The 12905-nt window shown below is 67.1% G+C and carries 18 protein-coding genes and 1 other RNA gene; 6 read left to right on the forward strand and 13 right to left on the reverse strand.

Translation table 11 applies throughout. The features are described from left to right. Positions 1 to 15: 15 nt before the first annotated feature. From HB724_RS05570 to HB724_RS05580, 3 genes are all read right to left on the reverse strand, one after another. Complete coding sequence (locus tag HB724_RS05570) at positions 16 to 660, reverse strand: histidine phosphotransferase family protein (RefSeq protein WP_213979921.1); 645 nt, start codon at positions 658 to 660, stop codon at positions 16 to 18. Between the two features lie 86 nt (positions 661 to 746). Continuing rightward, the gene (locus HB724_RS05575; RefSeq protein WP_213979922.1) at positions 747 to 893 is read right to left on the reverse strand and encodes a lmo0937 family membrane protein; all 147 of its coding nucleotides are present in this window, start codon (positions 891 to 893) and stop codon (positions 747 to 749) included. Between the two features lie 171 nt (positions 894 to 1064). Further along, a complete protein-coding gene (locus HB724_RS05580) occupies positions 1065 to 1460 on the reverse strand; it encodes a M67 family metallopeptidase (protein WP_256731346.1) in 396 nt (131 codons plus the stop codon). A 24-nt stretch (positions 1461 to 1484) separates the two neighbouring features. Here HB724_RS05580 and HB724_RS05585 point away from each other — a divergent pair, with 24 nt between their 5' ends. The 5 genes from HB724_RS05585 (at position 1485) to HB724_RS05605 (ending at position 5232) form a co-directional block, all read left to right on the forward strand. After that, positions 1485 to 2435: an RluA family pseudouridine synthase gene (locus HB724_RS05585; RefSeq protein WP_213979924.1), complete on the forward strand. Its 951-nt coding sequence runs from the start codon at positions 1485 to 1487 to the stop codon at positions 2433 to 2435. A gap of 55 nt (positions 2436 to 2490) precedes the next feature. Continuing rightward, the gene (rpoH, locus tag HB724_RS05590; RefSeq protein WP_213979925.1) at positions 2491 to 3396 is read left to right on the forward strand and encodes an RNA polymerase sigma factor RpoH; all 906 of its coding nucleotides are present in this window, start codon (positions 2491 to 2493) and stop codon (positions 3394 to 3396) included. A 66-nt stretch (positions 3397 to 3462) separates the two neighbouring features. Beyond that, complete coding sequence (locus HB724_RS05595) at positions 3463 to 4134, forward strand: zinc ribbon domain-containing protein (protein ID WP_213979926.1); 672 nt, start codon at positions 3463 to 3465, stop codon at positions 4132 to 4134. Positions 4135 to 4198: 64 nt separating this feature from the next. Continuing rightward, positions 4199 to 4888 carry a monofunctional biosynthetic peptidoglycan transglycosylase gene (gene mtgA, locus HB724_RS05600; RefSeq protein ID WP_213979927.1) on the forward strand — a complete coding sequence of 230 codons (690 nt, stop codon included), beginning with the start codon at positions 4199 to 4201 and terminating at the stop codon, positions 4886 to 4888. Further along, the gene (locus tag HB724_RS05605) at positions 4888 to 5232 is read left to right on the forward strand and encodes an NUDIX domain-containing protein (protein WP_213979928.1); all 345 of its coding nucleotides are present in this window, start codon (positions 4888 to 4890) and stop codon (positions 5230 to 5232) included. Before mtgA ends, HB724_RS05605 begins: the two co-directional genes overlap by 1 nt. A 180-nt stretch (positions 5233 to 5412) precedes the next feature. Here HB724_RS05605 and HB724_RS05610 read toward each other — a convergent pair whose 3' ends face one another. The 8 genes from HB724_RS05610 to HB724_RS05645 all read right to left on the reverse strand — a co-directional run bounded on the left by HB724_RS05610 (position 5413) and on the right by HB724_RS05645 (position 10903). Beyond that, complete coding sequence (locus HB724_RS05610) at positions 5413 to 5700, reverse strand: hypothetical protein (protein WP_213979929.1); 288 nt, start codon at positions 5698 to 5700, stop codon at positions 5413 to 5415. A gap of 70 nt (positions 5701 to 5770) precedes the next feature. Beyond that, on the reverse strand, positions 5771 to 6094 hold the full coding sequence (locus HB724_RS05615; protein WP_213979930.1) for a YbaB/EbfC family nucleoid-associated protein: 324 nt from the start codon (positions 6092 to 6094) through the stop codon (positions 5771 to 5773). Beyond that, positions 6091 to 7710: a DNA polymerase III subunit gamma/tau gene (locus HB724_RS05620; RefSeq protein WP_213979931.1), complete on the reverse strand. Its 1620-nt coding sequence runs from the start codon at positions 7708 to 7710 to the stop codon at positions 6091 to 6093. Before HB724_RS05620 ends, HB724_RS05615 begins: the two co-directional genes overlap by 4 nt. Before the next feature lie 155 nt (positions 7711 to 7865). Beyond that, positions 7866 to 7963, reverse strand: an RNA gene (ffs, locus tag HB724_RS05625) — signal recognition particle sRNA small type. A 91-nt stretch (positions 7964 to 8054) separates the two neighbouring features. Next, positions 8055 to 8285: a hypothetical protein gene (locus HB724_RS05630; RefSeq protein ID WP_213979932.1), complete on the reverse strand. Its 231-nt coding sequence runs from the start codon at positions 8283 to 8285 to the stop codon at positions 8055 to 8057. Positions 8286 to 8409: 124 nt separating this feature from the next. Further along, positions 8410 to 8745, reverse strand: coding sequence for a 2Fe-2S iron-sulfur cluster-binding protein (locus HB724_RS05635; RefSeq protein ID WP_213979933.1), 336 nt, complete (start codon positions 8743 to 8745; stop codon positions 8410 to 8412). After that, positions 8742 to 9833, reverse strand: coding sequence for an aminotransferase class V-fold PLP-dependent enzyme (locus tag HB724_RS20435; protein ID WP_213979934.1), 1092 nt, complete (start codon positions 9831 to 9833; stop codon positions 8742 to 8744). The genes HB724_RS05635 and HB724_RS20435 overlap by 4 nt, the downstream gene beginning before the upstream one ends. After that, positions 9830 to 10903 (reverse strand): aminotransferase class V-fold PLP-dependent enzyme, encoded by a 1074-nt coding sequence (locus HB724_RS05645; RefSeq protein WP_213979935.1) that lies wholly within the window; start codon positions 10901 to 10903, stop codon positions 9830 to 9832. The genes HB724_RS20435 and HB724_RS05645 overlap by 4 nt, the downstream gene beginning before the upstream one ends. On the opposite strand from HB724_RS05645, the gene HB724_RS05650 reads away from it, so the two are divergent. Next, complete coding sequence (locus HB724_RS05650) at positions 10894 to 11652, forward strand: alpha/beta hydrolase (RefSeq protein WP_346344671.1); 759 nt, start codon at positions 10894 to 10896, stop codon at positions 11650 to 11652. The genes HB724_RS05645 and HB724_RS05650 overlap by 10 nt on opposite strands. 111 nt (positions 11653 to 11763) lie before the next feature. Here HB724_RS05650 and HB724_RS05655 read toward each other — a convergent pair whose 3' ends face one another. Further along, on the reverse strand, positions 11764 to 11982 hold the full coding sequence (locus HB724_RS05655; protein ID WP_213979937.1) for a DUF2093 domain-containing protein: 219 nt from the start codon (positions 11980 to 11982) through the stop codon (positions 11764 to 11766). Between the two features lie 47 nt (positions 11983 to 12029). Beyond that, positions 12030 to 12866 carry an SDR family oxidoreductase gene (locus HB724_RS05660; RefSeq protein ID WP_213979938.1) on the reverse strand — a complete coding sequence of 279 codons (837 nt, stop codon included), beginning with the start codon at positions 12864 to 12866 and terminating at the stop codon, positions 12030 to 12032. Positions 12867 to 12905 lie beyond the last annotated feature (39 nt).

The raw sequence follows: 12905 nt of genomic DNA on the forward strand, positions 1-12905 counted from the left end.
AGGGGTTTGGAGCCCTCAACCCACCCGGAACTGCGCGCCGAACAGCAGCACTTCGGAATCGGGCGGGCTCACCTGCAGCACGCCGTCGCCCTGCGTCACCAGCGCATGCGCGAGATATGCCGCCGCCGCGCGCGGCGTGATCGGCAGTTCGTCCTTGCCCCCGGCCAGCGCGCTGCGCAGCTCGGGATCGAGCACGATGCGCGGCCCGTCGGCGCGCACCACGATCTCGATCTGGCCTTCGTTGATCTCGGCGCCGATATCGAGCTGCCCGCCGCGGATCAGCGCGTCGCCGCCGATCAGCGCGAGGTTGAGCAGCACCTTGATCGCCTGTTTGGGCAGCACCGGATCCTCGACCATCCAGCCGATCTTCACCCGGTGATTGTCGCCGAACAGCCCCTCGATCGCCGCCTGCGCCTCGCGCGTATCGACGGTCTCGCCGAAACCGCCCGCCGCGCCGAAGGCCAGCCGGAAGAATTTCAGCTTGTTCGCCGAAGCCTTGGCGCTCTCGCTCAGCAGCTCCAGGCAGCGCGCGCGCATCTCGGGATCATGCTCGTCGGCGAGCAGTTCGAGACCGTTGTTGAGCGCCCCGACCGGGCTCAACAGGTCGTGGCAGAGCCTGGAGCAAAGCAGGCTCGCGAATTCGGTCGGGCTGATGTTCAAGGATATGGCTCCGCTTCCCCAACGGGCTTCTTAGGCGCAGCCACGCCGATGCTGCAAGCTACGCCTAATGTCGGGGAAACCAGCCGCTATACTACCCGCCGTCCCGAGAAAAGCTGGATCAGCCCGACGACGAGCGCGACGATCAGAAGAATGTGGATCAGCCCGCCGGCGACATGAAGCGAGAAGCCCAGCAGCCAGAGCACGACCAGGATAACGACGATAGTCCACAACATGGCGATACCTCTCCGATATGGTTCTGGAATGCCAACGTGTTGCGGGGCCGAAACGTTCCACTTCCAGCCTTCTTAGCCCTCTCCCGCTCGCGGGAGAGGGTTGGGTGAGGGTCAAGCGCAATGCACTATCGATCGCATCCTTCTCACCCTCGCGGGAGCGTGGAGAAAGAATTATGCGATCTCCAGCGCCACCGCCTCGAACCGCCCATGCAGCCCGCGCTCCCCCGCCCGCCAGGCGGTCACCGTCTCGCCCCCCACGACCAGCCACAATTTCCCGTCCGGAGCCGCCATCGCCGCGTCGGTAGCGGAAGGCGTCGCATCGCCGCTCGGGTGCGAATGCCAATACCCTACAACTCTCGGCCCACCCGCCCGCTCCGCCCGCAGCGCCGCGAACAGCGCGCCCGGCTCGATCTCGAACCGCGTCTCGGGCTGTTCCGCGACATTCCCCGTCGCCCGGAAACCGGTTATCCCCACCCCGTCGCCGAACAGCAGCCCGCACGCCTCAAGCGGCGCAGCATCGGCGGAAAACCGTCGAATACCGATCAGTACAGATCTTGAAATGGTCATCCGCATCCCCATTTACGGTAAAACATGAATCAAGGGGTTTCCATCATCGAAGCGCGCATCGCGGAGGCGGCCAATGGCTGGCGCCTCGATCGCGCGCTGGCGGACGCGGTGCCGGCGCTCTCGCGCGAGCGGCTGAAGGTGCTGATCGCCTCCGGTCAGGTGACCGGCCCCGACGGCCTCGCCCGCGATCCCGCGCGCAAGGCCCAGGCCGGCGCGCTGTTCAGCGTCGCGGTGCCCGAGCCCAGGCCCGCGCACAACGAAGCACAGGACATCGCGCTGAACGTCGTGTTCGAGGACGAGCACCTGATCGTGATCGACAAGCCCGCGGGCCTCGTCGTCCATCCGGCGGCGGGCAATCTCGACGGGACGCTGGTCAACGCGTTGCTGCATCATTGTCACGGAAGTTTGTCGGGCATCGGCGGCGTCGCGCGGCCCGGCATCGTCCACCGGATCGACAAGGATACGTCGGGGCTGCTGGTCGCCGCCAAGACCGATCGCGCCCATGTCGGCCTCGCCGCGCAGTTCAAGGCGCACTCGATCGACCGGCGCTACAAGGCGATCGTCTCGGGCCGGGTGCAAACTTCCGCGGGCACAGTGGATGCTCCGCTCGCCCGTTCGCCCCAGAATCGCAAGAAGATCGCGATAGTTAAGGGAAATGGCGGCAGGCACGCGATCACCCATTGGCGCAAGATCCGCGAACTTCGGGATGCAGCCCTTCTGGAATGCAGGCTCGAAACCGGAAGGACGCATCAGGTCCGCGTCCATATGGCATCGATCGGCCATGCGTTGCTGGGCGATCCCGTATACGGAACTTCGCGCGGGCATCGTGCGCTTTTGGCAACCTTGAATTTCCACCGGCAGGCCTTGCATGCCGCACATCTCGGGTTCATCCACCCCGTGAAAAGTAACGCTTTGGCGTTCCAAAGCGAAATGCCTTCGGACATGCAGGAACTGTTCGATAACCTCTTTGTATAATTTTCGGCACTACGCCCCTGTGGCATTGTGCCCCTCGTGAAAGGGAGATTGGATCATGGCTAGCGGCAGCAACGTCCCGGCGACGATCCCCGCACTTGGCGGAGAGGCGAGCCTCAACCGCTATCTCGCTGAGATCAAGAAGTTCCCCATCCTGGCGCCCGAGCAGGAATATATGCTCGCCAAGCGCTTCCAGGAACATGGCGACACCGATGCGGCGGCGCAGCTCGTCACGTCGCACCTGCGTCTCGTCGCGAAGATCGCGATGGGCTATCGCGGCTATGGCCTGCCGGTCAGCGAGTTGATCTCCGAGGGCAATATCGGCCTGATGCAGGGCGTGAAGAAGTTCGAGCCCGATCGCGGCTTCCGCCTCGCCACCTATGCGATGTGGTGGATCCGCGCCTCGATCCAGGAATTCATCCTGCGCTCGTGGAGCCTGGTGAAGATGGGCACCACCGCCGCGCAGAAGAAGCTGTTCTTCAACCTGCGCCGGATGAAGGCCAAGCTCGATGCGTTCGAGGACGGCGACCTGTCCCCCGAGCATCTCGCCAAGATCGCCACCGATCTGGGCGTGACCGAGGACGAGGTCACCTCGATGAACCGCCGCATGGCGATGGGCGGGGATACCTCGCTCAACGTGCCGATGCGCGAGGATGGCGAGAGCCAGTGGCAGGATTGGCTGCAGGACGACAGCCCCCTGCAGGACGAGGCCGTGGCCGAGGCCCAGGAAGCGGACGTCCGCCACTCGATGCTGACCGAGGCGATGGACGACCTCAACGAGCGCGAGAAGCACATCCTCACCGAGCGTCGCCTGACCGACGATCCCAAGACGCTCGAGGAGCTGAGCCAGGTCTATGGCGTGTCGCGCGAGCGCGTCCGCCAGATCGAGGTCCGCGCCTTCGAGAAGCTGCAAAAGGCGATGATGCGCCTGGCCGGCGAGAAGCGGCTCCTCGCCGCCGTCTGAGGCCAACTGGACTTGGCGGGCGGCCGGGCATAGCCTGGCCGCCTCGCCGGGTGGAGGGGGCTTGCGATGTGGAAGTGGATCAAGATTCCCAAGGGCATCGCGTTGGTCGCGTTCGTCCTGCCCTGGATGACGGTTTCCTGCTCGGGCACCCGGCTGATCTCCGCCACCGGTTTCGGCCTCGCCTTTGGCCGCTACACCGCCGACGTCCCGCTGAATCGCGCCGCGAGCGCCTCCAGCCGCGCCGAAATGAACCTCTGGCTCATCCTCGCCCTGGCCGCGATCGTCATCGGCCTGATCGTCTCGCTGCGGCCCTCGGGCAAGGCCAATGCGCTGGTCCTCACCGCCGCCAGCGCCGCCGGAGTCGCGCTGATCTGGCTCGGCACGATGCGCTACAGCAAGTCCGCGCTGCTCGCCGAAGCGGCGAAGCGCGGCGGCGGCAGGGCGCGCGATCTCAACGATTTCGCCACCGGCATGGATCGCACCGCCGCCGCGATGATCCAGGTCGACTGGCATTTCGGCTTCTATCTCGCCATACTCGCGCTCGTCGCGGCCGGCGTGATGGCGTGGCTCAGCTATAGCGGTCGCGATACGGCGGTGGAGCAATCGGTCCGCGAGGCCATGGCCAATGCCGCCGCCAAGGCGGCCCCGCCCGAACCGCCGATCACCTGCCCCACTTGCGGCCGATCCAATCCGCCCGGTACACGCTTCTGCCCCGAAGACGGCACCGCCCTGCGCTGAGCCTTTCAACCCGAAGTGACCGCCCCCAAGTGACCCAAGCCTGTCGTTCCCGGAAGCCCGGCTCATGAAGCCTCCCTTGTGGCGCCGCCTCGCCTTCCTGCTGCTCAAGATCGTGCTGGGTTTCCTGCTGCTCTCGGTGCTGTGGGTCGCGATCCTGCGCTTCATCGCGCCGCCGATCACCTTCACGATGATGGGCGACATTGTCGGCGGCCACGGCGCGACGCGGCAATGGATGCCGCTTTCCCGCATCGATCCCAGCATGGCCCGCGCCGTGATCGCCGCCGAGGATTCGCGCTTCTGCCAGCATCACGGCTTCGATCTGAAGGCGATCGAGCAAGCCTATGCCCGCAACCAGAAGGGCGGCCGCATCCGCGGCGGCTCGACGATCAGCCAGCAGACCGCGAAGAACGTCTTCCTGTGGCAGGGCGGCGGCTATGTCCGGAAAGCCTTCGAGGCCTATTTCACCGTCCTGATCGAGAATATCTGGGGCAAGCGCCGGATCATGGAAGTGTATCTGAACATCGCCGAGACCGGCATCGGCACCTATGGCGTCAATGCCGGCGCGATGCGCTATTTCAAGCACGATGCCTCCCGCCTCTCCGATCGCGAGGCCGCCCAGATCGCCGCGGTCCTGCCACTCCCGAAGAAGCGCGCGGCGATAGATCCAGCCGGCTATACCCGCCGCTATGGCAACCGGATCAACGCGCGGATCGGCGTGGTCGCCGGCAGCGGCTACGACAATTGCCTGCGCTGATGGAACCCATCCACATCGCCGCCGCGCTGATCGACGACGGCGCGGGCAACATGCTGCTGGTCCGCAAGCACGGCTCGGACTTCTACATGCAGGCCGGCGGCAAGATCGAGCCGGGCGAGGCACCGGTCGAAGCGCTGCGCCGCGAACTGGAGGAGGAGATCGGCCTGCTCCTCGATGCCGTCCCCGCCTATCTCGGCCGCTTCCGCGCCGATGCGGCGAACGAGGCCGGCCGAGGCCGGCCGCGTGGTGGAGGCCGAGTTGTTCCACCTCACCACGCCGCACCAGCCCATCGTCGCCGCCGAGATCGCAGAGGCGCGCTGGGTCGCGATCGATCGTGCTTCTGAACTCGTGCTGGCGCCGATGACGCGCGATCACGTCCTCCCGATCGCGCTCGCGCTCTGAGCTGGCGCCCCTCCCCGGCGAAGGCCGGGGCCAGGATCGACGCAGATGCTCCCTTGCGATCTTGGTGGAAACTGGGCCCCGGCCTTCGCCGGGAGGGGATTGCCAACGCTCCCGGTCAAACTTCAGCGATTGGTGATGGCGTCTCCGGCATCCTTCGCCGTGTCACCGACCTCCTTTGCGGCATCGCCCACCTTGTCGGCGGCCTGGGTGACCGCATCGGTCTTCAGATTCTCGCGACTGTTCTGGTTGAACAGATACACCGCGCCGATCACCACTGCGATCAGCAGCACGAGCCCAACCACCAGCGCAACACCGCTGCCGCGGCGCTCCACGATCACGGTGCTCCCGCCGGTTTCGGTGACGCGCTCGGCAGTCACGCCGTCGCTACGCTCGGTTACGCGCTCAACCATCCTATCCTCCTCGAATTGCTGCGAAAGCAACCGAGAGCGAAGGCGATGGTTCCGCCGGCCCTGATTCAGATCAGAAAGGCAGCTTGAAACCCGGCGGCAGCGGCAGGCCGCTCGTCATCTTGCTCATCGCTTCCTGCGAGGCCGCATCCGCCTTGGCGCGCGCATCGTTGAAGGCCGCTGCCAGCAGATCCTCCAGCATGCCCTTCTCGCTCGGGCTCAGCAGCGAATCGTCGATGTCGAGGCCGATGATCCGGCCCTTGGCCGAAGCCTTGACCTTCACCAGCCCGCCGCCGGAAACGCCCTCGACTTCGATCGTGTCGAGATTGGCCTGGGCCTTGGTCAGCTCCTCCTGGACGTTCTGCGCCATGGCCATGATATCTTCGAGGCTCTTCATGCCTGATTGCTCCGTGTCGTGGTCCAGCCGATCAGCTCGGCATCGGGAAAGGCTTGCATCGCGGCGGCGACCACCGGCGAGCGGAGCACCGCTTCGCGCTCGGCCGCCTCGTTCGCCGCCTGCTGCTCGCGCAGCGTCGGCGCCGTGGCGCCTTCGGCCACTCTTAGCCGCCAATTGGTGCCGGTGGTATCCTTTAGCGCGGCACCGAGATCCTTCACGAAATCATAGGGCAGCGGCCGCGCCGCACCAAACTCGATCTCGGTCCCCTCGAAACGCACCGGCCGCAGATAGTCGCGCACCTGCGTCGCCAGCTGGAGCCGGCGATTCTGCTCCAGATGCTCGGCAAGCTGCGCCATCGTCGCGGGCATCGCCGGCTGCGACGATTGGGGAGCTGCGGCAGTTGCGGACACCGCCCCGCCCGCGATCTGCCGCGCCAGCTCGCCCGGATCGGGAAGCTGCGAGGCATGGATCACCCGCAGCAGCGCCATCTCGCACGCCTCGATCGGCAGCACCGCGCGTGCCACCTCGTCATGCCCGCGCAGCAGGAGCTGCCACAGCCGATGCAGCGCCGCGAACGAGAGCCCCGCGGCCCAGTCCCCCAGCGCCTTCAATTCCTCGGCCGATTGCCCGGCCACCGCCTCGGTGCCGAGCTTGGCGAGCGTCACCCCGTGCACCGTCTCCAGCAGCGTGCGCAGCACCGCCAGCGGATCGACGCCCAGGTCGTATTGCCCGCGCAATGCCGCCAGCGCGCCCGGCGCGTCGCCCTCCAGCAACAGTCCGAACAGCGCGCGGATCGCCCCGCGGTCCGACAGGCCGAGCATCGCCCGCACCGCGTCGGCCTTCACGCCCTCGCCCTCCAGCCCCGCATGCGCGATCGCCTGGTCGAGGATAGAGAGCCCGTCGCGCGCCGACCCTTCCGCCGCGCGCGCGATCATCGCCAGCGCCTCGGGCTCGGCTTCGACGCCTTCCTTTTCGGAGACCATCGCGAAATGCTCGGCCAGCTTCTCGGCCGGGATACGGCGCAGGTCGAAGCGCTGGCAGCGCGACAGGACCGTCACCGGCACCTTGTTCACCTCGGTCGTGGCGAACAGGAACTTCACATGCGCCGGCGGCTCCTCGAGCGTCTTCAGCAGGCCGTTGAACGCCGCCTTGGAGAGCATATGGACTTCGTCGATGATGTAGATCTTGTAGCGCGCCGAAACTGCGGCATAGCGTGACGCCTCGATGATCTCGCGGATATCGTCGATGCCGGTATGGCTGGCGGCGTCCATCTCGATCACGTCGATATGGCGCCCCTCTGCGATCGCGCGGCACGGCTCGCAGACGCCGCAGGGATCGATCGTCGGCCCGCCCTGCCCGTCCGGCCCGATGCAGTTGAGCGCCTTGGCGATCAGCCGCGCGGTGGAGGTCTTGCCCACCCCGCGCACCCCGGTCAGCAGGAAGGCATGCGCCAACCGGTCGCGCTTGATCGCATTGCCCAGCGTGGTGACCATGGCGTCCTGCCCGATCAGCTCGGAAAAGGTCTGCGGCCGATATTTGCGCGCCAGCACGCGATAGGCTTCGGCCCGCCGCGGCTGGGGCGGCTCGTCTAGGCCAAGGAAGGATTCTTCGGACATCACCGCCTATCTAGGCGGCCGCCCGGCGTTTGTCGAAGCCTCAACGCAGGCGGCGGGATGCGTCCATGCGCTTATGCCTGCCTGCTATGATCGAGACGCTGGCATATTCCACGCCGCGAAAACTCCGCCCGGCCGGAACGCTTGTCAATGTGAGGAAAGGTGGGAGCCGGAACGACCCGACACGAAATCGTTACGGCTGCTTCCTTCCGGATCTGACCGGGTTGGCGACGGCATCGTCCGCCCGACTCCCGCGGCGCATATGGGGGAAGGTTTCGATCGAGGCAAGAGCGGCTCGGCAAGGGTCGGGAGCGTCCGGGTCGGGGACGCTCCCATTCGCTCCTGGCTTAGCGCCAGGCACGAACCTTGCGGCAGACGCGGACGCGGCGGTGCCCACGCCGCTCGGTCTTGCAGACGGTGCGCCAATAGGCCCGGCGGTGACGGCGCTGGTCAAAGGCTTCCGCAGCCGCGGCATGGCTCACCACGGGCTTGCCGGCCGAAATCGGCGCGGCGGAAGCGGTGGCGGGAATGGCAAAAGTGGCGACAGCCGCCGCCGCGAGAAGCGCGATCATCTTCATTCGGTCTCTCCTGTGCAAGAATCCCCCTGCGTCAGGCGAAATCGTTACGGGTAGGAGATGGTTCCACGGCAATGCGATAAATCAAACGCGCGGCCGATCGGGGCGCCTCGCCCTCCCCGGAAGGTCAGCGCCCCTGCATGTCGCGATGCTGCGGCGGCATCCGCACGGTCAGCCCGTCCAGCTCGGGCGTGAGCAGGATCTGGCAGGCGAGCCGGCTGGTGCGCGTCGCGCCCATCGCGAGATCGAGCATGTCCTCCTCCTCCTCGCTGGCCCGCGGCAGCCGCGCGAAATCCTCCGCCGCGACGATCACATGGCAGGTGGAGCAGGCCATCTGCCCCTCGCACGTGCCCTCCAGCGGCTGGCCGTCATTCTGCGCGACTTCGAGCAGGCGATGGCCCTCCGGCGCCGCCACCTCATGAGTCTCATTCCCGTCGGCACTGACGAAGCGGACACGGATCACGCGGCGACCTTCTGCCCGCGCGCGGCGGCGGTGATGCGGTCGAGCGCGGTCATCAGTTCCTCTTCGGTGGTGTAGCGGCCAAAGCCGATACGGATGCTCGACTTGGCCTCGGCATCGCTCAGCCCGATCGCCCGCAGCACATGGCTGGGCCGCCCCGATCCGCTGGCGCAGGCGGAACCCGCCGAGAAGGCGATATCGCGCAGGTCGCTCATCAGCCGCGCAACATCCAGCCCCGCACGGCGGAGGTTGAGATTGCCGTGATAGCGCTCGCCCAGCGATCCATTGAGCGTCCAATCGGCGCCCATATGCTCCAGCGCGGCGCGGAAGAGCTGCTCGGCATGGGCATGGTCCGCCCCGAAGCGCTGCTTGGCGAGCAATGCCGCCGCGCCGAACCCGGCGCAGAGCGCCGGCGACAGCGTGCCCGATCGCCCCGCCGGCTCCTGCCCGCCGCCATGCAGCAGCGGCTCCAGCGTCACCCCGTCGCGGATCCAGAGGCCGCCCACGCCCTTCGGCCCATGGATCTTGTGCGCCGATACCGCGATCAGGTCGCAGCCATCGGGAATAAGTTCGCGGCCATAGCCCTGCACCGCGTCGCATAGGAACAGCGCCCCCGCCACATGCGCCAGACGGGCGATCTCCTCGACCGGATGGATCACCCCGATCTCGTTGTTGACCAGCATCGCCGCGACCAGCCCCGTCCCCGGCACGATCGCCTCCCGCGCCGCCGCCATATCGGGCAGCCCGTCCGCTCCGACCGGCACCACGATCGCCTGCCGCCCCTTGCGCGCCTCGGCCTCCACCGTGTCGAGCACTGCGGCATGCTCGGTCGCAAAGGTCACGATCGGGCCGGTGCTGCCCTTGATCGCCCAGTTGAGCGCCTCGGTCGCGCCGCCGGTGAAGGAGAAGGTGCCGCCGCCCGGCAGCAGGTCGGCGATCTGCTCGCGCGCCACCTCCACCGCCGCCCTGGCCGCGCGCCCGGCGGCATGGGCCGAATGCGGATTGGCATATTGGCTCTCCAGCCAGGGCAGCATCGCCGCCAGCGCCTCGGGGGCGAGCGGCGTCGTTGCCTGATAATCGAGATAGATCATGCCGCCCGCGCCTTCGCTTCGCCCGCGATCGTCCGCCACATTTCGGCGAAGCGATCCACTTCCGCCTCGCCGGTCGCCCGGCCGAAGCTGACCCGCACGACTTCGCGCAATTCCGGCTCCTTCCAGCCCATCGCCGTCAGCACATGGCTCGGCCGCATGCTCCCGGAGGAACAGGCGCTTCCCGCCGACACCGAAATGCCGGAAAGATCGAACCGGATGAGCTGCGCCGCCGAGGAGACGCCCGGCATCCGATAGGCCCCGATCGCCGGTGTCCGCGCGCTCGCCTCCGCCACGACTTCCCCGCCGGCATCGCGGATCAGCCCGTCGAGCCGCGCCCGCAGCTCCGACAGCCGCCGCATATCCTCCGGGATCGCCACCGCCGCGGCATAGCCGAGCGCGCCCGGCAGATTCTCGGTCCCCGCGCGATAGCCCTTTTCCTGCCCGCCCATCGGCAGCAAAGTCGCGAAGTCCCGCACCAGCAGCGCCCCGATTCCCGGCGGCCCGCCGCGCTTGTGCGCCGATAGCGCGACCAGATCGGCATGGCGGATCACCGCATCGTCGGCCCGCGCCGGCATCTGCGCCGCATCGATCAGCAGGATGCCGCCGGCCCCATGCACGATCGCCGCGATCTCCGCGATCGGCTGGCGCACCCCGGTCTCGCTGTTCGCCCATTGCACGCAGACCAGCGCCCGCGTCCCCGGCAGCGCCGCGCGCAGGGCATCGAGGTCCACAATCCCGTCCGCCCCCACCGGCAGCACCGCCGCACCCTCGGAATGCCGCAGCACCGAATCATGCTCGACCGCCGTGATCAGACGCCGCTCCGCCATCGATCGCGTCAGCGCCATATGGAGCGATTCGCTCGCCCCGCCGGTCAGCACCAGCTCGTGCGCCCAGCCGTAAGCCGCCGCGATTCGGCCCCGCGCCTCCTCCAGCGCCGCCCGCGCCGCGCGGCCCTCGGCATGCGGCGAGGAGGGGTTCGCCCAGTGGCGCATGCCCTCCGCAACGGCCGCCATCGCCGCGTCCAGCATCGGCGTAGTCGCTGCATGATCCAGATAGATGCGTGTCGCCAAGTCCGTTCCAATTGCGAAAGAAAGCGTGTTGCCTATATAGCGCCCAACTCCCCGCGCTCCACATGCGCGATCCTTATTCAGCAGGACACGCCTTGCCCGAAGTTATTTTCCCCGGCCCCGAAGGACGTCTCGAAGGCCGTTTCGCCCCCGCACCGCGCCCGCGCGCGCCGGTCGCGATGATCCTCCATCCCCATCCCCAGGCGATGGGCACGATGAACAACCGCATCGTGCAGGAGCTTTACAAGACCTTCCAGCGCCGCGGCTTCGCGACGCTGCGCTTCAATTTCCGCGGCGTCGGCAAGAGCCAGGGCACGTTCGACAACGGCGTCGGCGAGCTCTCGGACGCCGCCTCCGCGCTCGATTGGGTGCAGAGCTTCCATCCCGAAGCCTCGACCACCTGGATCGCCGGGGTCAGCTTCGGCGCGTGGATCGGCATGCAGCTCCTGATGCGCCGTCCGGAGATTCGCGGCTTCATCTCGGTCGCGCCGCCGGCGAACATGTACGACTTCACCTTCCTGGCGCCCTGCCCCAGTTCGGGCATCATCATCCAGGGCGAGGCGGACGAAGTCGTGACGCCCAGCGCGGTGCAGAAGCTGGTCGACAAGCTGCGCACCCAGAAGCACATCACGATCCATCACGATACGATCCCCGGCGCCAACCATTTCTTCGAGCATGAGATGCCGGAGCTGATGGGCAGCGTGGACCGCTATCTCGACATGCGGCTGGACCCGAACTCGCCGATCCGGTGAGCTTTCGGCCTCGCTGAAACGAAAACGCCCTCCATCCGGCATGCGGATGGAGGGCGTTTTAATCTTCTTCGGCCGGGGTGACGGATAGAGGCGCAGCCGGCGCCGATCCCGCTAACGCTTCGCCAGATTCCGCGCACCACCGGCAAGCATCGCGGCGGTCGCTTCCTCGGCGCTCCGATAGGCTTCCTGAAATTCGGCGCTCCAATATTTGAGCTCGTCGAGCGGGATTCGCTCGCCGCTCACCGCGCAGAGCACATAGGTTCCGGCGCGCAGCACCGTATAATCGGGAGTATCGTAGCGGATTTCCGCAAGTCTGCCTGAGTCGAGCATCCCGACTTTCTAGCGGCAGAGCCCGCGCAGTCCAGTTCGGTGCTACCCTATACGGCGGCCAGCACGCCCGGCCCGAACCATTCGCGCATCTGCGAGAGATAGGTTTCCTCCGACGTCGTCCAGCGCAGCTCGGCGAGCGCCTCGCTGTCCGGGCCGGCCGGATAGCGCAGCCGATCGCTCGGATCGGTCGCGGCGGCGAACGCGGCCTCGGCGATCTGCCGCTCGGTCGCATAGCCGAACGGATAGTCCCCCAATTTCGCGAACAATTGCGCGGCATAGGCCTGATAGGGCTCGGAAAGCAGCCCGGCCATCCGCTCCGCGCCATTGGCCGCGAAGCTTGTCGTCGGTGCCAGCCCCGGCTCCACCAGCCGCGCCCGCACGCCGACATTGCTCAGCTCGTAATCGAGCGATTCGGTGAACGCCTCGATCGCCGCCTTGCTGGCGCAATAGGGCGCGACCAGCGGCATCGGCGCGATCCCCGCCGAGGAAGTGAAGTTGACGATGATCCCCGAACCGCGTGCCCGCATGTACGGGATGATCGCCTGGCACACCGCCATCACGCCGAAGGTGTTGGTCTCGAAGACTTCGCGGATGGTCTCGGCCGGGGTGATCTCGAACGCGGAGAACAGACCGATCCCCGCATTGTTCACCACCACGTCGATCGCGCCGAACGCGGCCATAGCCTCGTCGATCGCGCGCGCGATGCTTGCGGAATCGGTGACGTCGAGCCCGACGACGCGCACCTGATCGCCGGCCCTGTCGAACAGTTCGGGCTGGGGCCGCCGCATCGTCGCCACCACGTTCCAGCCGCGTTCGAGGAACAGCTCGGCAGTCGCCTTGCCATAGCCCGAGGAAGTTCCCGTAATCAGTATCGTCTGCGTCATGTCGCTTCTCCTTCGTAGGAAGTCTCTAGCCACGCACAT

It is taken from the genome of Sphingomonas sp. dw_22, from assembly GCF_018449795.1.
Classification (GTDB): Bacteria; Pseudomonadota; Alphaproteobacteria; order Sphingomonadales; family Sphingomonadaceae; genus Sphingomonas.

Excerpts from the sequence above, each read along its gene's own strand:
- HB724_RS05575 (WP_213979922.1), bottom strand. The coding sequence starts at position 893 with ATGTTGTGGACTATCGTCGTTATCCTGGTCGTGCTCTGGCTGCTGGGC.
- HB724_RS05580 (WP_256731346.1), bottom strand. The coding sequence starts at position 1,460 with ATGACCATTTCAAGATCTGTACTGATCGGTATTCGACGGTTTTCCGCC.
- HB724_RS05585 (WP_213979924.1), top strand. The coding sequence starts at position 1,485 with ATGAATCAAGGGGTTTCCATCATCGAAGCGCGCATCGCGGAGGCGGCC.
- rpoH (WP_213979925.1), top strand. The coding sequence starts at position 2,491 with ATGGCTAGCGGCAGCAACGTCCCGGCGACGATCCCCGCACTTGGCGGA.
- HB724_RS05595 (WP_213979926.1), top strand. The coding sequence starts at position 3,463 with ATGTGGAAGTGGATCAAGATTCCCAAGGGCATCGCGTTGGTCGCGTTC.
- mtgA (WP_213979927.1), top strand. The coding sequence starts at position 4,199 with ATGAAGCCTCCCTTGTGGCGCCGCCTCGCCTTCCTGCTGCTCAAGATC.
- HB724_RS05605 (WP_213979928.1), top strand. The coding sequence starts at position 4,888 with ATGGAACCCATCCACATCGCCGCCGCGCTGATCGACGACGGCGCGGGC.
- HB724_RS05610 (WP_213979929.1), bottom strand. The coding sequence starts at position 5,700 with ATGGTTGAGCGCGTAACCGAGCGTAGCGACGGCGTGACTGCCGAGCGC.
- HB724_RS05615 (WP_213979930.1), bottom strand. The coding sequence starts at position 6,094 with ATGAAGAGCCTCGAAGATATCATGGCCATGGCGCAGAACGTCCAGGAG.
- HB724_RS05620 (WP_213979931.1), bottom strand. The coding sequence starts at position 7,710 with ATGTCCGAAGAATCCTTCCTTGGCCTAGACGAGCCGCCCCAGCCGCGG.
- HB724_RS05630 (WP_213979932.1), bottom strand. The coding sequence starts at position 8,285 with ATGAAGATGATCGCGCTTCTCGCGGCGGCGGCTGTCGCCACTTTTGCC.
- HB724_RS20435 (WP_213979934.1), bottom strand. The coding sequence starts at position 9,833 with ATGATCTATCTCGATTATCAGGCAACGACGCCGCTCGCCCCCGAGGCG.
- HB724_RS05655 (WP_213979937.1), bottom strand. The coding sequence starts at position 11,982 with ATGCTCGACTCAGGCAGACTTGCGGAAATCCGCTACGATACTCCCGAT.
- HB724_RS05660 (WP_213979938.1), bottom strand. The coding sequence starts at position 12,866 with ATGACGCAGACGATACTGATTACGGGAACTTCCTCGGGCTATGGCAAG.